At 69.8% G+C, this 16,964-nt stretch carries 16 protein-coding genes; 2 read left to right on the top strand and 14 right to left on the bottom strand.

Annotated features, from left to right (window positions below; translation table 11 throughout):
• The first annotated feature begins 66 nt into the window (after positions 1 to 66).
• Positions 67 to 210 (top strand): hypothetical protein, encoded by a 144-nt coding sequence (locus tag ACMV_RS21165; protein WP_007421449.1) that lies wholly within the window; start codon positions 67 to 69, stop codon positions 208 to 210.
• On the opposite strand, the gene ACMV_RS09265 is transcribed toward ACMV_RS21165, so the two are convergent.
• Genes ACMV_RS09265 through ACMV_RS09245 form a run of 5 tightly spaced genes read right to left on the bottom strand, consistent with a single transcriptional unit; the run spans position 197 to position 5,742 of the window.
• A complete protein-coding gene (locus tag ACMV_RS09265) occupies positions 197 to 1,303 on the bottom strand; it encodes a glycosyltransferase (protein ID WP_013640232.1) in 1,107 nt (368 codons plus the stop codon). The genes ACMV_RS21165 and ACMV_RS09265 overlap by 14 nt on opposite strands.
• The gene (locus tag ACMV_RS09260; RefSeq protein WP_013640231.1) at positions 1,300 to 2,418 is read right to left on the bottom strand and encodes a glycosyltransferase family 4 protein; all 1,119 of its coding nucleotides are present in this window, start codon (positions 2,416 to 2,418) and stop codon (positions 1,300 to 1,302) included. Before ACMV_RS09260 ends, ACMV_RS09265 begins: the two co-directional genes overlap by 4 nt.
• Positions 2,415 to 3,476 (bottom strand): GNAT family N-acetyltransferase, encoded by a 1,062-nt coding sequence (locus tag ACMV_RS09255; protein ID WP_013640230.1) that lies wholly within the window; start codon positions 3,474 to 3,476, stop codon positions 2,415 to 2,417. Before ACMV_RS09255 ends, ACMV_RS09260 begins: the two co-directional genes overlap by 4 nt.
• Positions 3,473 to 4,702: a glycosyltransferase family 4 protein gene (locus ACMV_RS09250; protein ID WP_011942502.1), complete on the bottom strand. Its 1,230-nt coding sequence runs from the start codon at positions 4,700 to 4,702 to the stop codon at positions 3,473 to 3,475. The genes ACMV_RS09255 and ACMV_RS09250 overlap by 4 nt, the downstream gene beginning before the upstream one ends.
• Positions 4,702 to 5,742, bottom strand: coding sequence for a polysaccharide deacetylase family protein (locus ACMV_RS09245; RefSeq protein ID WP_011942501.1), 1,041 nt, complete (start codon positions 5,740 to 5,742; stop codon positions 4,702 to 4,704). Before ACMV_RS09245 ends, ACMV_RS09250 begins: the two co-directional genes overlap by 1 nt.
• Positions 5,743 to 5,779: 37 nt before the next feature.
• Here ACMV_RS09245 and ACMV_RS09240 point away from each other — a divergent pair, with 37 nt between their 5' ends.
• Entirely contained in the window at positions 5,780 to 6,910 is a 1,131-nt protein-coding gene (locus ACMV_RS09240; RefSeq protein ID WP_013640229.1) for a GNAT family N-acetyltransferase, read from the top strand.
• A gap of 155 nt (positions 6,911 to 7,065) precedes the next feature.
• Here ACMV_RS09240 and ACMV_RS09235 read toward each other — a convergent pair whose 3' ends face one another.
• The 9 genes from ACMV_RS09235 to ACMV_RS09195 all read right to left on the bottom strand — a co-directional run bounded on the left by ACMV_RS09235 (position 7,066) and on the right by ACMV_RS09195 (position 16,960).
• Positions 7,066 to 7,518, bottom strand: coding sequence for an RrF2 family transcriptional regulator (locus ACMV_RS09235; protein ID WP_013640228.1), 453 nt, complete (start codon positions 7,516 to 7,518; stop codon positions 7,066 to 7,068).
• A gap of 31 nt (positions 7,519 to 7,549) precedes the next feature.
• Entirely contained in the window at positions 7,550 to 8,560 is a 1,011-nt protein-coding gene (locus tag ACMV_RS09230; RefSeq protein WP_013640227.1) for an FAD-binding oxidoreductase, read from the bottom strand.
• Between the two features lie 76 nt (positions 8,561 to 8,636).
• Positions 8,637 to 10,310, bottom strand: a complete 1,674-nt coding sequence (hcp, locus tag ACMV_RS09225) for a hydroxylamine reductase (RefSeq protein WP_041664838.1) — start codon at positions 10,308 to 10,310, stop codon at positions 8,637 to 8,639.
• A gap of 153 nt (positions 10,311 to 10,463) precedes the next feature.
• Positions 10,464 to 11,570, bottom strand: a complete 1,107-nt coding sequence (locus ACMV_RS09220; RefSeq protein ID WP_013640225.1) for an ABC transporter permease — start codon at positions 11,568 to 11,570, stop codon at positions 10,464 to 10,466.
• A 5-nt stretch (positions 11,571 to 11,575) separates the two neighbouring features.
• Positions 11,576 to 12,700, bottom strand: coding sequence for an ABC transporter permease (locus ACMV_RS09215; RefSeq protein WP_013640224.1), 1,125 nt, complete (start codon positions 12,698 to 12,700; stop codon positions 11,576 to 11,578).
• Positions 12,697 to 14,433: an ATP-binding cassette domain-containing protein gene (locus tag ACMV_RS09210; RefSeq protein ID WP_041664837.1), complete on the bottom strand. Its 1,737-nt coding sequence runs from the start codon at positions 14,431 to 14,433 to the stop codon at positions 12,697 to 12,699. The genes ACMV_RS09215 and ACMV_RS09210 overlap by 4 nt, the downstream gene beginning before the upstream one ends.
• Positions 14,420 to 15,472: an efflux RND transporter periplasmic adaptor subunit gene (locus ACMV_RS09205; RefSeq protein ID WP_081479235.1), complete on the bottom strand. Its 1,053-nt coding sequence runs from the start codon at positions 15,470 to 15,472 to the stop codon at positions 14,420 to 14,422. The genes ACMV_RS09210 and ACMV_RS09205 overlap by 14 nt, the downstream gene beginning before the upstream one ends.
• 180 nt (positions 15,473 to 15,652) lie before the next feature.
• Positions 15,653 to 15,880, bottom strand: coding sequence for a hypothetical protein (locus ACMV_RS09200; RefSeq protein ID WP_013640221.1), 228 nt, complete (start codon positions 15,878 to 15,880; stop codon positions 15,653 to 15,655).
• Between the two features lie 168 nt (positions 15,881 to 16,048).
• Positions 16,049 to 16,960, bottom strand: coding sequence for a LysR family transcriptional regulator (locus tag ACMV_RS09195; RefSeq protein WP_231844328.1), 912 nt, complete (start codon positions 16,958 to 16,960; stop codon positions 16,049 to 16,051).
• Between the last annotated feature and the right edge of the window lie 4 nt (positions 16,961 to 16,964).

Below are 16,964 nucleotides of genomic sequence, written 5' to 3'. Positions count from 1 at the left end.
AATGCGTCTTGTGAGGCGAATGTAAGACGTCGTTTCAACAAGCATCGCGGGTGAATTGAGATCGGAATGCTGTCGCGTCTGAGTGCCGCGGCAAGACATATGCGCCGCGAGGATGCTGAACGGCTCGCCTGGCCGAAGGCGGCGCTGCTGATTTTTCTCGTCTCGGTCGCGGCCTGGGCCGTCATTCTCGGATTGATCATCTGGGTCTGAGGTCTCCGTTTGGCGCGCACGGCGCGAGGAGGCCGAGCCAGTCCGCCGTCATCCGCGCCACATCGAACAGCGTCTCGGCCCGGCGGCGATTGGCCGCGCCGATCACGGTCAAATCCATCGTCCCGGCCGCCCTGAAGGCGCCGGCCAGCGCCTCGTCGCTGCAATGGGCGAGCAGAGGCCGGTTTTGTTCGGAAACCATGGCGCGAATATCGCCCACCGCCGTCGCGATCACGGGCAGCCCGCTCGCCATCGCCTCGATCACGGAGAGCGGCATCTGCTCGGTGTCCGAGGACAGCGCGAACAGATCCGCCGCGCGATAGAGCGGCGCCGGATCGGCGATGTCGCCGAGAAATTCGACATCGAGCGACAGGCGGGCGGCGAGATCCCGCAGCGCGGCACCCTCGGGGCCGTCACCGGCGATGAGCAGGCGCGGCCGCGGCGTCAGGTCGGCCAGAGCGAGCGCGCGCAGCAACCGGCCGAGATTTTTCTCCGCCCGCAATCCGGCGACGCAGAGCACCGTCAGCCCGCTCCCCTCGGTCCGGGCCGGCGCGGCGGGATGAAAGCGCTCGAGGTCGATGCCGTTGGCGATGTAGTGGAGGCGCCGCGGCGGCAGGCGCCAGACCTGCCGGGCGATGTCGTTCAGTGTCGACGAGGGCACGACCACCTCGCTGCGCCGCAGCGCGATCCGCCGCGTGAGGACGCGGCGGCGCAACTGGCTCTGGCGCTCCTCCGGCCCGAAACCGTCCTCGGTATGGATATGCCGGCGAATTCCGGCGAGCGATCGGGCCATCGCCCATTCGATCGATCCCCAGTTGCTCGTGATCAACAGGTCCGGGCCGATCTCCCGCAGCATCGCGCGGATGCGGCGCAGCCGCCCGGGCAGCGAGGGGGCCGACGCCGGCGGATCGATGAAGGTGACGTCGAGGCCGGGTGCGAGATGGCTGCGGCAGCCGGTCTGCCGGTCGAGTGCTACGATCGCGTGGCGGAACCGCGCGCCGAAGCGGTTGGCCAGCGTCGCCATGCGCATCTGCGCGCCGCCGACGGCGAAACTCGGGAAGACATGCAGGATCAGCATCGCGGCGGGCGGCGTCATGAGCGCGTGGCGAGGGCGATGATGCGCGCCGCATTCTCGTCCCAGAGATAGGGGTGCGACAGCACCTCCGCGCGCGCGGCGCGGCTGAGGCGGCCGCGCAGCGCCGGGTCGGCGGCAAGCCGGCGCACCGCGCGCCACAGCGCCGCCCGATCCCCCGGATCGACCAGCAGCGCGTTGCGCTCGTGGGTCAGCACCTCGCGGATATTGGGCTGGTCGGGGGCGACGATGGCGCAGCCCGCGGCCATGTATTCGAACAGCTTCAGCGGCGAGGCATAGGCGACTGAGGCGGGCTGCAGCGCGATATCGATGCCGGCGAGAAGGGCCGGAACCGCCTCGCGGTCGACCAGCCCGGCGAAGCGCACCCGGTTCTCGATTCCGAGGGCGGCGGCGCGGGCCCGCAGGTCGGGCAGCGCGGGCCCGGTGCCGGCGATCACGAGGTCGAGCGGCAGGGTGCTGTCGCGAGCCATGTCGTCGATGATCAGGTCGAGCCCGTGCCAGGGGCGGACGAAGCCGATGAACCCGAGCACCGGCGTATGCGCGGCGGCGCGGTCCGGTTCGGGAAACCGGCCGATATCGACGCCGTTCGGCGTGATCGTGATGCGGTCGGCCGGCGCGCCCTCGGCCACGAGTATGTCGCCCAGCACCCGGGTGACGGCGAAAACCCGGTCCGCGGCGCGCCAGACGGCGCGTTCCCCGGCGCGCGCCACCGCCTGCAGGCGCAGGCCGCCATGCTGCGCGCGCTCGTCGGCCAGCGGGGAATTGACCTCGACGAAATAGCGGCAGCGGCACAGCCGCGCGGCCCAGGCGCCGGCGAGGAAAAACAGGTTGTAGCGCTCGTAGATCAGGTCGGGGCGGAATGTCCGCACCGCGCGCCACAGGCGCCAGAAGGCGGGAAGATTATAGGCCAGCTCGGCGAGTTCGCCGATGGCGGCGGGCAGCAGCCGGCGCAGCGCGCCGGCCGCGCCACCCGAATCGCCGAAGCGCGACGCGGCATAGGCGCCGGGGCCGACCACCAGGACCTCGTGCCCGGCCCGCCGGAACGCGGCGATCAGGTCCTCGAGATGCACGGACTGGCCGTCGCGCGACTGGATCCGGTGGCTGTAGAGAATTTTCATGAGGGAACGCCGGTTGTCTGGCCGCGCCGCCGGCGGGCGCGGCGCAGGGCGCCGAGCCGCTCGCGGGCGAGCATGGCAAGGCCGGCGGCGCTGCGCGGATTGATCAGCAGCAGCCCGGCCATGGTCCGGTGCCGGGAAACCCAGTCGCGCTTGTAGCGATCGTCGCCGCGCCCGAAATCGAGGTGATCCACGGTGTCGGCGGCGAGGATCGACCTGATCATCAGCGCCGTCAGAACCGTTCCGGGCGAGCGCGCCACAGCGCCCTCGACATGCGCCAGCTTGAGCAGATAGGCGCGGCCGCCGCTGATCGCCCAGTATTGCGCGGCGATCGGCCCGTCGTCATCGGCGAGAATGCCGGCGCGCAGCAGCCCCGCGCCCGCCAGCCCGCGCATGATCCGCGCGTTGATCCCGGCGAAGGGCTCGGCGGGCTTCCATGATCGGTCATAAACCGCGTCGAACTGCGCGACGGCCTGGTCGAGATCGACCGGCTCCGGCTCCGGGCCGTCGCCCGGCGACGCCGCGCCGAAGCCGAAGCAGCGGAACCGCAACGCGCCGGCGGCCCGCATCCGCCGGCGGATGGTGTTGCGCAGCGCCCCCGGCCGCCCGGAGAGCCAACGCTCGAAATCGCCATCCACCGGCATGAACCAGTTGCTGAAATGATCGAACCGGCTGACCGCGAGGCCATGCGCCGCGGCGGCCCGTTCCAGCGCGGCGATGGCCGGATCGTCCGGGTCGAGCGCGTCGAGCCGGACGACGCCGCGCACCTGGCCCATGAGATGGCGGGCGACAGCGGACGGATCGTGACCGCCCGGCCGGAACACGAGCGTATAGGGGCTGTTCAGCCCGGCCACCGGCACCAGCGCGCCGGCCCGTGAGCGGCACCATAGCGGCAGGCTCGCCCCATCTTGTGTCAGCATGGCGGGCACCAGATCACGCGGCCGCGCCGCCCCGGCGATCATGTCGAACCACAGAAAACTGCCGAACAGGTCCCGCGCCGGATCGGCAAAGCCCATCGCTCCGGCGCCGGGCCAGGGCATGATGCCCGCCGCCCCGCTCATGGCCGTGCGCCGTCATGACACGCGGCGATGAATTCGGCCGCCTTCAGCCGCCAGTCGGATCGGCTCGCGCGGGCGCGCCCGCCTTCGGCCAGCCGCGCGCGCAGCGCCGCGTCCTCGCGCAGGCGGCGCATCGCCGCGGCGATCGCCGGAACCGAATGACCGTCGACCAGCAGCCCGTTCTCGCCGTCGCGCACGGCGGCGGGGCTGCCGCCGTCGCGGCCGGCGATCACCGGCAGGCCGGCGGCATTGGCTTCCAGGAACACGAGGCCGAACCCCTCCGTATCGCCGGAGGCGAGCGCCCGGTTGGGCATCACGAACACGTCGCCGAGACGGTAATGATCGGCGAGGTCGGCATCCGGCACGTCCCCCGCGAACACCACCGCCTCGCCCACGCCCTCGGCCACGGCGATCTGCGCCAGCGTTCCGGCATAGGGCCCGTCGCCCACCACCAGGAACCGCAGCGCCGGATCCGCGCGATGCAGCGTCGCGAAGGCGCGGATCGCGTTGTCGATGCCCTTCTTTTCCAGCAGCCGGCAGACGGAGACGAACACGAAATGCCCTCGCAGGCCATGGCGTTCGATCAGGTCGCCGCGCGGGCCGCCCGGCGCGGGAGCGAATCGATCGAAATCGACGCCATTCTCGATGAGCCGGATCCGGTCCCGCGCGCCCGGCAGCATCGATGCCACGGTATCAAAGGTGAAGCGGCTGACCACGATGATGACATCGGCGGCGGCGAGCGCGGCGCGGCGGCGGCGTCCGCTCGGGTCGTAATTGTCGTCGGTGGTGATTTCCTCGCCATGGACATAGGCCACGCGGCGCAGCCCCGGCCAGAACCGCAGCACCCGCAGGATCCAGGCGCCGGACATCAATTCGCCGACGCAGACCGCACTGATCGGCCGCGTCGCCAGAATCGCGACGAGGCGGCCGAGCACCGCCAGCCGCAGGGCGAGGTCATAGGCGATGAAGCGCAGCCGGGCGATCGGGGGTTCATCGCCCGACTGGCGCAAAGGCGTGCGCAGCAGCATCAGCCGCGTCACGCGGAACGGGGCCTGCCGGTCATGCTCGCGCCAGCCGATCAGCGGCAGATCGTCGGCGTAATGGGTGCGGGGGGCGAGAACCTCGACCATGCCGTTCGCATGGCGGGCGAGTTCGCTGTAGACGAGCGCCGAGCCGCCGCGCACCGGCGGGAAATTGTTGGCGATCAGCAGGACGCGGCCACCGGCCATCACCGCGCCGCGGTCATCGGCTGCGGCCCGGCGGGGGCGAGCAGGCCGGGAATGGCATCGGTCCGGACGAACCGGCAACCTGTCCGGTCCGCGAGATCGGTCAGCATGGCCGACAGGTCGTCGTAGAAATGATGCAGGTCGCGCCGGCTCCGCACATAGGGGTTCCGGCCCGGCCAGATCGAGGAGCTATGGAAGCTGAGCGGGAAAATGCGCTGCTCCCGCGCGAGCAGGGCGTCGGTCAGACGCCGCGCCGCCCCCGCGCCATTGCCCTCGGGCGAGAGCGTCACGCGTTCGGCGCAGCCGAGGCGGGCCAGCGCCGCGCCAAGGATCTGCCGCCGGCGGCCCGGCTGGTTGATCCACCTGTAAGCCGCGCGGCCGAACGCCCGGCCCCAGCCGATGACCGACCGGCAGAGCGGCAATTCCAGGAGCTTCCGGTCATCGCCAAACCAGAACGGCTCGAAATCGATCGCGCTGTAATCGAGCCCGCCCTCGCCGGCCATCGAGGTTCTCGGCGCAAGGCTGGTATCGATCGAGACGCCGAGTTTGCTGATCAGCCGCGCGGTATGGGGGCCGAGGCCATAGCGGCCGGAGCGGAACACGGTTGGCGGCATCGCGAAACAGTCCACGAACTTCTCGTGGAGATTCTCCAGCTTCTGCGCCTCGATTTCAGAATCGAGATTGCTCGCGAACGACAGGTCCGAGCGCGGCTGCCCGGCGAAAGGGGGCGTGATCCAGGCGTGAAGCTGCAGGCCGAGGGCGCAATCGCCACGCTCCGCCATCCGCCGCAACTGGGTCACGATTTTCGGATTCTCGAGAACGGGGTAGGTCAGCAGCAGCGTGGGAACGGCGCCATAGGCGCGCAGGATGGGGCTCAGTTGATCGAGGTGATGCAGGTAGGCCGTGTCAAACGGCGTACCCTCGACCGGCGTCAGCCAGTCGAAATCCTCTTCCGTGTCGATGATGACGGTGGCAACCGGCGTAGGCTCGCGCAGCCGCGCCGGAACCGGAGCAATAAATAGATCTGAAATCAATTCAGGCATGACAATTTAATCTTCTTATGGAATTATCTTTTTTTTAATGACACGTGGAACCTTCGATTTCAAGCGCAGCCCGTCGGGCTCCGATCACGATCCGGCCCTGACGGTGGTGGTCGAGGACGATCCGGACATCGCCGCCCTTGGCGAGGAATGGCAGGCGCTGGAGGCGCGGGCCGACGGCTCCTTCTTCACCTCATGGACCTGGATCGCGGCCCTGCTGGCCAATGGTCTCGTCCATCCGCTGGTGGTGCGCGTCGAGGCGGCCGGGCGGCTTGTGGCGATCGGGATTTTCCACCGGCGGGCGAGAGGGTTCTCGCGCTCGCTGAGCCTGACCTCGGTGGATGACCCGGAATACGACGCCCCCTATGTCGAGCATAACGGACCGCTGGTCGATCGCGACTATCCGGAGGCGTCAGGGATCTGGTGGCAGGCGATCGGCCGGCTCGGCGCCAGCGTCGTCTACCTGCCGGGGATCGCGCCGGAGGCGCTGCCCGGCCTGCGCCGGCTCGGCACGGTGCTGGTCGAGCGGCAGCAACCGGCCCCGCGCCGCAGCCTGGCGCCGGTGCGCGCCTGCGGTGGCGACGTCACGGCGCTGATGTCGCCCAACAGCCGAAGGCAGATCCGCCGCGCGATCCGCGCCTGCGAGCAGAGCGGCCCACTGACGTTAGAACGGGCGACGACGCCGGACGACGCCCGCCTCGCCTTTGCCCGGATGGCGGAGCTGCATCGCGCGGGCTGGCGGAGGCGCGGCCAAGCGGGGGCGATGTCACCATCGTTCTGCCGGTTTCATCTTGATGTTCTGGCCCGGGGTGTCGCGGCCGGTACGGCCGATCTGCTGACCGTCAGGGCGGGCGACCGGCTGATCGGCCATCTGTACAATTTCCGCTACGGCCGGACGGTGTCGGCCTATCAGAGCGGCTTCGCGTATGACACGGCCGTGCCGCACGAAAAGCCGGGGCTGGTCTGCCATGCGCTGGCAATCCGGCATTATGCCGAACAAGGCCTGGAGATTTACGATTTCCTCGCCGGGGCGGCACGCTACAAGACCAGCTTCGCCGACCATGCGCGGGATCTGGTCTGGCTTCGGCTCGCGATGGGCCATGCGCCGCTGGCATTGATGATCCGGGCGCGGGCGAGGGTGGCGGCGTATCGGGATCGCCGGGATATTTGAAAGAAGATCCTGTCCGGAGAATTTCCACGTCACGCATTCTGGTTCTCTGGAAAGGCAATAATCCGCTGGAATCATTGAGTGCGTCGTTGTCGTCGCACGCGCGCGGCATGAACGACCGCGGCGATGCCTTCGGCAGGCCGATGGCTTGGCCCGCTCTATGTTCCGGCGTCGCTCGACATCGCGAGGCCCAGGCGCCGCATCAGCACGGGGTTTCCGGGCGAGACAACGTCGGCGAGCGTATAGCGGTCGAACACGCCCAGAAACGCGTCCCGCGCCTCATTCATCACGGCCTGAAGATCGCAGCACCCGCCGATCGCGCAGCGCCCGCCCTCCTGGCAGGCAACCAGCGCCAGGCCCGGTTCCATCGCCCGGATGACCTCGCCAAGCCCGATATTCGCAGCCGGCCGGGCAAGGCGCATCCCGCCATGCCGGCCGCGGATCGTCTCGACCAGGCCGGCCTGGCCAAGGGCATGCACGACCTTGGTCAGGTGATGATCCGAAATGTCGTACGAAGCGGCGATTTCGGCGATCGACGCCTGGCGGTCCGGCCGCAGGGCGAGGAAGATCAGCGTGCGCAGACCGTAATCGGTGAACATCGTGAGATGCATCTGTCCTCACTATCGCCACGGCCGGTCCGGATCAACGCAGCTGGACCTGCTCGGCGAGAATCTGCGCCTCCGGCACGCCATGCCACCGCGCCGTCGTCACCACCGCCTCGACCAGCTTCGGCGGACCGCAGACATAGATGTCCGGCGGCGCGGCGGCGTTGGAAAGCCATGAATCGAGGGCCTCGGCGGAGGTGCCCGTAAATCCGCTCCAGTCTCCCTCGGGATGCCAGATCGCGGTGGTGACGGTGAGGCAGGGCAGTTGCGCGGCCAATGCCGCAATCTCGTCGGTCGCGAACAGTTCGGCCTCGCGGTTGGCGCCGAAGATCAGGTGGGTTTCCTGCATGTCCTGGAATTCGGCGAGGTGCCGCAGCATCGAGAGCAGTGGCGCGAGGCCGCAGCCGCCGCCCACCAGGCAGCGCGGTCGGGGGCTGGTGTCGTCCAGCACGAAACGGCCGAGCGGGCCGCGCAGCGAGAGCGCATCGCCCGGCTTCGCCTCGGTTCCGAGCCAGGTCGAAAAGGCGCCACCCGGTACCAGCCGGATCAGGAATTCCACCCGCCCGTCCCAGTTCGGCAGGTTGGCCAGCGAATAGGCCCGGCGGATATCGGTGCCGGGGATCGCCACCTCCATATACTGGCCGGGCACGAAATCGGCGGCCTGTCCGAGTTCGGCATCCGGCCGCAGGCGCAGGGCGAGCGAAACGGCGCTCGCGCCCGCCGGCGCGATCCGCTCGATCACCGCCTCGCGGGTCGGCGCGCGATGCCGCAGGATCGCCGACTCGGCATAAGGCAACGCCACCGTCATGTCGGAGGTCGGGCGGCACTGGCAGAGCAGCACGTCGCGGGTGATCGTCTCGCCAGGCTGCCCGCCGGCATCGTGGTCGCCGCTGGCGATTTCGGCGCGGCACAGGCCGCAGCTGCCTTCATGGCACATCGAGGGCAGGAACAGCCCGGCGGCCTCGGCGGCGGCGAGCACGGTTTCGCCCGGCGGGCAGGCGACGTCGAGACTCGCGCCGTCGCGCGTGAGAAGGGTGATGTCGTTCATCGTTCGGTTCCTGGGGTCGATCCCTGGTTCGGATGCGGGGGCCGGGGCGGCGCGTGGCCGTCCCGGCTTGTGGTCGTCAGGCCGCCGCCTTCGGCGCGAGTGCGTCGGCAATGTCGGCCTCGGCCGAGGTGATCGGCCGCACCCCGAAGCGGTTCACCAGGATGTCGAGCAGCGCCGGCGTCAGGAAGCCCGGCAGCGTCGGCCCGAGGCGGACGTTGCGCACCCCGAGTGCGAGCAGCGTGAGGAACACCGCCGCCGCCTTCTGCTCGAACCACGAGACCACGAGCGACAGCGGCAGGTCGTTCACCCCGCATTCGAAGGCGCCGGCCAGCGCCTGGGCGATCACCAGCGCGGAATAGGCGTCGTTGCACTGGCCGATATCGAGCATCCGCGGCAACCCGCCGATCGTGCCGAACTCATGCGTGTTGAAGCGGTACTTGCCGCAGCCGAGCGTCAGCACCACCGTGTCGTCCGGCGCCTGTTCGGCGAACTCGGTGTAGTAGTTGCGCCCGGGCGCGGCACCGTCGCAGCCGCCGATCAGGAAGAAATGGCGGATCGCGCCGGCCTTCACCGCGCCGATCACCTGCTCCGCCGCCCCCAGCACGGCCTCGCGCCCGAACCCGGTGGTGACCGTCCTTTCCGGCTCGGTGCGGGTAAAGCCCGGCAGCGCCTTCGCCGCCTGCACCACCGGCGAGAAATCGCCATCGGCGATATGCCGCAGCCCCGGCCAGCCCACCGGCCCGGCGGTGAAGATGCGGTTGCGGTAAAGCGGCTGCGGCTCGATCAGGCAGTTCGAGGTCATCACGATCGGGCCGGGGAAGGCGGCGAACTCGGTCTGCTGGTTCTGCCAGGCGGTGCCGTAATTGCCGGCGAGATGCGAATAGGCGTGCAGCTTCGGATAGCCGTGCGCCGGCAGCATCTCGCCATGGGTATAGACGTTGATGCCGGTATCCTTCGTCGCCTCCAGGATCGCGTGCAGGTCGCGCAGGTCATGGCCGGAGACCAGGATCGCCTTGCCCTCGACCGGCGTGATCCGCACCGGCGTCGGCGCCGGCGCGCCATAGGTGCCGGTATTCGCGGCGTCGAGCGCTTCCATCACGGTGAAATTGACGCGGCCCAGCGCCAGCGCCTCTTCCAGCATGAGTTCGAGATCGACCGGATCGCCGGCCAGCAGGTCGAGCACCCGCGCCACCCCGTCGGCGATCGCCTCGCGGGTCTCGCCCAGCACCTCGGCATGGTGCGCGTAGGCGGCAACGCCCTTGAGGCCATAGAGCAGCAGGGCGCGCATGCCGATCACGTCCTCGCCGACCGCCTCGGCGCCGGCGCGCACGCTGGCGACATTCGCCTGCGCCAGCAGGCCCACCAGCGAATCCGCGGGAATGAACGCGGCGGCGCCACCCAGCGCCTCCGGGGTCTGCCCCGCCTCGCTCGCCGCCTCCGCATAGGCGTCGCGGAGCCGGTCGCGCAGCCGCGCCGCCGTGGCAATCATTTCAACGAAGCGGGCCCGGTTGAAATTCACATTGGTGAGCGTGGTGAACAGCGCATAGAGAATGAAGCTGTCCGCCTCGGCGTCCCGGCGGCCGAGTGCCTGCAGCCGCGTCACATACTGGCCGATGCCCTTGAGCTGATGGATCAGCACGTCCTGCAGGTCGGCGGTCGCCTCGTCCTTGCCGCATACGCCTTTCGGCCCGCCGCAACCCGCTGCTCCCGTCTCGGAGCGCATCGTCTGTTCACACTGAAAGCAAAACATGAATCTGAAATCCCTTCGCTGGTGATCCTCCCGCGCGGGGCCGTCGGGCCGGCGTCAAAAGGTGTATCCGAAATGCCTGTTAAAAAACGTATCCGCCTTGATCTGGATCATGCGGCCGGAAAATCATGTCGCCCGCATCACGCGGGCGCAAAATCATGTCGTGCGCTTGCGGAACAGCCAGGCCGCGAGGCCGAGATTGACCGCGCCGATCGCCGCCATCGGCCAGAACTGGCCGGCCAGCGTGCCGAACCCCGCCCCTTGGAGAAACGCGCCGCGCACGATCACCAGCATGTAGCGCAGCGGGTTGACCAGCGTGATCCGTTCCACCCAGACCGGCATGTTGGCGATCGGTGTCGCGAAGCCCGACAGAATGACGGAGGGCACCATGAACAGGAACGCGCCGAGCAGCGCCTGCTGCTGTGTGGCCGACACCGCCGAAATCGCGAGCCCCACCCCGGTCACGGCGGTGACGAACAGCAGCAGCCCGACATAGAGAGCCACGATGTTCCCGCGCAGCGGCACGTGGAACCAGAACACCGCCGCGAGAATGATCACCGTGGCCTCGACCATGCCGATCAGCAGCCCCGGCACGCTCTTGCCGATCAGGATGTCGAGCTGTGTCAGCGGCGTCACCAGCAGCTGGTCGAAGGTTCCCGCCTCGCGCTCGCGCGCCACCGAAAGCCCGATCACCACGAGGGTCACCACCTGGGTGAGCAGTGCGACGATGCCCGGCACCACGAACCATTGCGAGCGCAGCGCCGGATTGTAGCGCGCCCGCATCACGAGATGCGCCGGCGGCCCGCGCCCGCCCCGCGCCGCCCGCCAGTCATCGCCGAAGCGGGTGAGGATCGTGTTCGCATATCCCACGATGATCAGCGCGGTGTTGGAATTCCGCCCGTCCACGATCACCTGCACGGGCGCCGCCCGCCCGCTCAGCAGGTCGCGCGTGAAGTGCCGGCCGATCACCAGCACCATCTGCACCGCGCGGGAATCGATCAGCGCGTCGATCCGGTGGTCGCTGTGCAGCGTGTCCGCCAGTTCGAAGGTGGGCGCGCCGAGAAACCGCGCGACCAGTTCCCGCGAGGCCTGGCTGCCATCCTGGTTGTAGATCGCGACCGGCACTCGGTTGAGGTCGAAGGTCGCGGCATAGCCGAACACCATCAGCTGGATCAGCGGCGCGGCGAACAGCACCACGCGGCCCCTGCGGTCGCGCAGGATCGCCTGCAGCTCCTTGATGATGAGGGCGATGATGCGCGCCATCCCGCCTAGTCCAGCCGCTTGCGCGCCAGCGCCCGCGCCAGCCCGAGAAAGATCGCCGCGAGCACGACGAGCGCCGCCGCGTTCGGCAGGATGACGGCCCAGACATCGCCCGCCAGGAATACGGATTGCAAAATCGCAACGAAATATCGCGCCGCCACCACATGCGAGATCGCCTGGACGAAGCCGGGCGTGCTGTGCAGGTCGAACACGAAGCCCGAGAGGATGAAGGCCGGCAGGAAGGTGGTGATCAGCGCGATCTGCCCGGCGACGAACTGGTTGCGCGCCACCGTCGAGATCACCAGCCCCATGCCGAGGGTGGCCAGCATGAACAGCGCGGCGCAGGCGCTGAGCACCACGATCGAGCCGTGCAAGGGCACGCCGAAGAGAAACACCGCGATCGCGACCGAGCCGAGCATCCCGCCCATTCCGAGCACGAAATAGGGCACGAGCTTCGCGATCAGGATTTCGCGCAACGCCACCGGCGTCACCATCAGCGCCTCCATCGTCCCGCGTTCCCATTCGCGGGCGATGACGAGGGCCGTCAGCAGCGCGCCGGTCAGTGTCATGATCAGCGCGATCAGGCCGGGGATCAGATAATGCCGGCTGTTGACCGAGGGGTTGAACCGCACGCGCGGGCGGACATCGAGCGGCAGCGGATCGCGCACCCCCTGCCGCGCCGCCTCCGCCGCGACCCATCCGGCCCACACCTGCTGGACATAGCCCTCGACCAGCCGCGCGGTATTGGCATCGACGCCATCGATGATGACGCCGATCGGCGCGCCGGCCGACCCGCGCGCCTGCCGGCCGAAATCGGCCCGCAGCCAGACGATCCCGTCCACCTTCCGCGCCGCCATCGCCCGTTCGGCCGCCTGGCCGGTCAGGTAGCGGTGCGGATCGAAATAGCGCGAGCGGTCGAACCCGGCGGCGAAGCTCGCGGCAAGCGCCCCCGGCTGCTCCACCACGATGCCGAGCGGCACCCGCCGCGCATCGAGCGTCACGCCGTAGCCGAACAGCCAGAGCAGGATCGCCGGCAGCAGGAAGGCGATGGCGAGCGCGGACGGGTCGCGCAGGATCTGCAGCGCCTCCTTGCGCATCAGCCCCCGCACCCGCCGCAGCGCCGCGCCGTTCATGCCGCCTTCCCCTCGGCCGCGCCGATCACGGCGATGAACGCGTCCTCCATCGTCGGGTCGGGCCGGGCCGCGTCCGCCGCCGCGGCGCGGATCGAGGCCGGCGTGCCCTCGGCGAGAATGCGCCCCTGCGCCATGATCACCAGCCGGTCGCAATACTCGGCCTCTTCCATGAAATGGGTCGTGACCAGCACCGTCACCCCGGCCTCCGCCAGCGCGCTGATCCGCCGCCAGAAATCCCGCCGCGCCAGCGGGTCCACACCCGAGGTCGGCTCGTCGAGAAACAGGATGTCCGGCTCGTGCATCAGTGACGCGGCGAGGGCGAGGCGCTGCTTGTAGCCGAGCGGCAGGTCGCGCGCGGCCGCCCCGCGCATCGCCTCCAGCCCGAATTCCGCCAGCGCCCAGCCGATCCGTGCCGCCCGCCGCCCGCCGCGCAGCCCGCAGGCGCTGGCGAAGAAGGTCAGGTTCTGCGCGACGGTAAGGTCGCCATAGAGCGAGAATTTCTGCGCCATGTAGCCGATCCGCCCGCGCGCCGCCGCCGCCGCGCGCCGCAGATCGTAGCCGGCGACGTCGAGCCGCCCCTCGCTCGGCGGCAGCAGGCCGCACAACATGCGGAACGTGGTCGATTTTCCCGCCCCGTTCGCGCCGAGCAGGCCAAAGATCTCGCCGCGGCGCACCTCGAAACTCACGGCATCGACGGCGGTGAAATCGCCGAACCGCCGCGTCAGCCGCTCCACCGCGATGACGGTCTTCGCCGCCTCGGCCGCCGGCATCGGCGGGGCAGGGGAGGGGGCCGCAGGCGTTGCCGCCCCGCCGCGCAGGCGGAGCAGTTCGTCGACGAACCCGTCCTCGAAGCGCGGCGCCGCCGGCAGCGCCTCGATCCCCGGCGGTCCGCGCCAGGGCGCCGCATCGCTCACCACCCGCACGAAACGTCCCTCGATGACGGTGTCGATCACCCCCGCTGCTGTGGCGAGGGCCGCCTGCAGCCGCCGTCGTTCGCCCTCGGGTGCGGCGACGCGAAAGGTCCGTCCCGCCATCGGCGCGGTGAACTGCGCCGGCGGGCCGTGCGCCAGCAGCCGACCCTCGTGCAGGAGCAACACGGCGCGGCAGCGCGCCGCCTCGTCGAGATAGGCGGTGCTGAACAGCACCGTCACCCCCTCATGCGTGGTCAGCCGGTCGATGATCTCCCACAATTCCCGGCGCGACACCGGATCGACGCCGACGGTCGGCTCGTCGAGCAGCAGCAGCCGTGGCGGATGCACGAGCGTGCAGGCCAGGCCGAGCTTCTGCTTCATCCCGCCCGAAAGCCGCCCGGCCCGCCGCGCGGTGAAGGGGGCGAGGCCGGTCATCGTCATCAGCTCGGCATAGCGTGCGGGCCGTTCCGCTGCCGAGACGCCCTGCAAATCGGCGTAGAGGTCGAGATTTTCGCGGACCGTCAGATCCTCGTAGAGCCCGAAGCGCTGCGGCATGTAGCCGATCCGCCCCTGCACCGCGAGCGGATCGCGCCGCACATCGATGCCGAGCACCTCGATCGCGCCGCGATCCGGGCGCAACAGCCCGGCGATCAGCCGCATCAGCGTGGTCTTGCCCGCGCCGTCGGCGCCGATCAGGCCGGTCACCCCGCCATGCGGCACCACGGCGCTGACCTCGTCCACCGCCGCAATCTCCCGCCCGCCGCCGCTGAACCGCCGGCAGACCCGGTCGAGGCGCAAGGCCGGCGTGTCACCGTCCGCCATCATGGTCCGGCAAGCAGCCGGTCGCCCCGGTTGCCGGCGCAGCCTTGTCGATCCGCACCGTCGCCGGCATGCCGAGCCGCAACTGCCCGCGCGGATCGCAGACATAGACCCGTATCCGGTAGACCAGCGCGGTGCGCAGTTCCGGGCTTTCGATGGTTCGCGGGGTGAATTCGGCGGTGGGCGAAATGTACCCGATCCAGCCGCGATACCGCGTGCCGGGAAAACTGTCGGTACTCACCGAGGCCGTCATGCCGGGCCGCAGCCGGCCGAGTTCCGCCTCCGGCACATAGGCGCGCACCCAGAGCGGGGAGGGGAGGGCGATGGTGAACACCGGTGTGGCCGGCGAGGCCATGTCGCCCGGCTCCAGGATCCGGTCCTCGATCACGCCGTTCGCCGGGGCATGCAGCTTCGTTTCGTCAAGGTTGCGCCGGGCGAGGGCGACGGCTGCGGCGGCTTCCCGCCAGGCCGCGCGCGCGGCGGCGATGTCCTCGGCGCGCGGCCCCTTCACCGCGAGAAGATAGGCCTGCCGCGACGCCTGATACTGGTCCCTGGCCGCCAGGAATGCGGCTTGCGCGTTGTCCCGGTCCTGAAGGCTCGCGGCGCTCTTCCGGCTCAGCGATTCGAGGCGGCGATACACCCTGCCATCGTTGTCGGCCTGCGCCTTCAGGGCGTCCATCGTGGCCTTCGCCTGGGCGATCTCCTCGGGGCGGGAGCCGGCCAGCATCCGCGCGAGCGTCGCCTTCCGGTTCGCCATGGCGGCCTCGGCCTGCGCGAGCGCCGCCGCATAGCTGGTATCGTCCAGCGTGGCGAGCAGTTCGCCCCGCCGCACCCGCGCGCCTTCCTGGACCGCGATCCGCGTGATCCGCCCGCTCACCTCGAAGGCGGGCATCGTCTCGCGGATATCGACATTGCCGTAGAATGTCATCGCGTCGCTCTTCCGCCCGTCGCCGAGGCGGAGCAGCGCGGCGCCGCCCGCGGCGGCGAGCAGCATCACCGCCACGAGAACGAGGCGGACCGGTCGGGACGGCAATTTCGGCAAGTCGCGGCTCCTCGCGATGTGCGATGCTTGTAACGCCGCGATACTGGACGCCGCCCCGCCCCGCCGCATTGATCGGGATCAACACCGCCGGCCCCGCAAACGGCGAAGGCGGATGCGACATCGCCGCATCCGCCTTCCGTTGACCCTGCCCGGCCGAAGCCGGCGCGAAGGGTCAGGGCATCAGTTACCCACGAACGGGGTGAAGCCCGGGGAGGTCGTCACCGGCGTCTGCGTGCCGGCCGGCGCACCCGCGGTCGCGCTATTGCCGAACGACACGGCGCCGTTGCTGTGCGCCGCTTCCGCGGCGATCGGCTGGCTCTGCAGCGGAATCTGCGCGGCCATCGCCGTGCCCGCCGTCATCACCGTGAAACCCGCAAGCGCCGCCATGATCTTGATCGTCTTCGTCATTGCACTTCTCCATGTCGCGGAAGGCTCTTCGGCCATTCCGTCGGTTTCCGCCGGCAGGGAGCAGCCGGCTTACGGAGAAGCAGATGGGTCCTTGTGGCGGTTCGATGAACATGCCCTGTCTCAATATCATTCATGTGCAGAATGTATCGGTGCGGGGCTTGCGGCCGCTCAGGGAGCGATAAACCGTCCGCGCGCCGCGCCCAGCCGCTCGCCGATATGCCGGGCCACCTCGCTCACCCGCCTTGTCTTGTGCGTGTCGGGGTGGGCGATCAGCCAGTAGCTCCGGGTAAAGCGCAGGTCAGGCACGAGGCGGCGCAGCTCGGGAAACCCGATGGCCGCGTAATCGTGCAGGATGCCGATTCCATGCCCCGCCCGCACCGCCTCCATCTGGCCGACCACGCTGCCGCATTCGAAATGCCGCCGCATGATCCGCCCCAGCGTCGCCGCGTAGTCGAGCGCGCGGCTATAGGCGAGCTCCTCGACATGGGTGACGAACAGGTGCCCGGCGAGGTCCTCCTGCCGCCGGATCGGCCCGTGCCGGTCGAGATAGGACGCGGCGGCATAGACGCTCAACGTGTAGTCGGTGAGCTTGCGCACCACGAGCCGCCCCTGTTTCGGCCGCTCCAGAGTGATGACGAGATCCGCCTCCCGCCGCGACAGCGAGAAGGTGCGCGGCAGCGGCACGAGCTGGATGGTCAGTTCGGGGTGCCGCGCCGCCAGCGCGCCGAGTTCGCGGGCGAGGAAATAGTTCCCGAGCCCATCCGGCGCGCCGACGCGCACCACCCCCGCCACGTCTTCCGCCGTTCCGGCCAGCGCCGAGCCGACGCGCAGGAAATCCGATTCCGCCCGCTCGGCGGCGAGCAGCAGCGCCTCGCCCGCCCCGGTCAGCGTGCAGCCGCCGGTATGCCGCTCGAACAGCTTCGCGCCCAGTTCCTCCTCCAGCGCCGAAAGCTGCCGCCCCACCGTCGCGTGGTTGAGCCGCAGCTGCCGCGCCGCGCCGAGAATCTGGCCGTGCCGCGCCACCGCAAGGAAAATCCTGATCCGGTCCCAGTTCATCGCGGCGAACGTTATTTCATGCACATCG

Origin of the sequence: Acidiphilium multivorum AIU301, assembly GCF_000202835.1 — a bacterium.
GTDB lineage: Bacteria > Pseudomonadota > Alphaproteobacteria > Acetobacterales > Acetobacteraceae > Acidiphilium > Acidiphilium multivorum.
Note: the sequence above shows the minus strand (reverse complement) of the source record. Positions and strands in the feature narration are given on the sequence as shown.

What these genes read in the sequence shown, in the direction of transcription:
- ACMV_RS09255 (WP_013640230.1), bottom strand. Translation starts at nt 3,476, where the DNA reads ATGAGCGGGGCGGCGGGCATCATGCCCTGGCCCGGCGCCGGAGCGATG.
- ACMV_RS09230 (WP_013640227.1), bottom strand. Translation starts at nt 8,560, where the DNA reads ATGAACGACATCACCCTTCTCACGCGCGACGGCGCGAGTCTCGACGTC.
- ACMV_RS09260 (WP_013640231.1), bottom strand. Translation starts at nt 2,418, where the DNA reads ATGAAAATTCTCTACAGCCACCGGATCCAGTCGCGCGACGGCCAGTCC.
- ACMV_RS09240 (WP_013640229.1), top strand. Translation starts at nt 5,780, where the DNA reads ATGACACGTGGAACCTTCGATTTCAAGCGCAGCCCGTCGGGCTCCGAT.
- ACMV_RS09210 (WP_041664837.1), bottom strand. Translation starts at nt 14,433, where the DNA reads ATGGCGGACGGTGACACGCCGGCCTTGCGCCTCGACCGGGTCTGCCGG.
- ACMV_RS09200 (WP_013640221.1), bottom strand. Translation starts at nt 15,880, where the DNA reads ATGACGAAGACGATCAAGATCATGGCGGCGCTTGCGGGTTTCACGGTG.
- ACMV_RS09220 (WP_013640225.1), bottom strand. Translation starts at nt 11,570, where the DNA reads ATGGCGCGCATCATCGCCCTCATCATCAAGGAGCTGCAGGCGATCCTG.
- ACMV_RS09215 (WP_013640224.1), bottom strand. Translation starts at nt 12,700, where the DNA reads ATGAACGGCGCGGCGCTGCGGCGGGTGCGGGGGCTGATGCGCAAGGAG.
- ACMV_RS09235 (WP_013640228.1), bottom strand. Translation starts at nt 7,518, where the DNA reads ATGCATCTCACGATGTTCACCGATTACGGTCTGCGCACGCTGATCTTC.
- ACMV_RS09265 (WP_013640232.1), bottom strand. Translation starts at nt 1,303, where the DNA reads ATGACGCCGCCCGCCGCGATGCTGATCCTGCATGTCTTCCCGAGTTTC.
- hcp (WP_041664838.1), bottom strand. Translation starts at nt 10,310, where the DNA reads ATGTTTTGCTTTCAGTGTGAACAGACGATGCGCTCCGAGACGGGAGCA.
- ACMV_RS09245 (WP_011942501.1), bottom strand. Translation starts at nt 5,742, where the DNA reads ATGCCTGAATTGATTTCAGATCTATTTATTGCTCCGGTTCCGGCGCGG.
- ACMV_RS09250 (WP_011942502.1), bottom strand. Translation starts at nt 4,702, where the DNA reads ATGGCCGGTGGCCGCGTCCTGCTGATCGCCAACAATTTCCCGCCGGTG.
- ACMV_RS21165 (WP_007421449.1), top strand. Translation starts at nt 67, where the DNA reads ATGCTGTCGCGTCTGAGTGCCGCGGCAAGACATATGCGCCGCGAGGAT.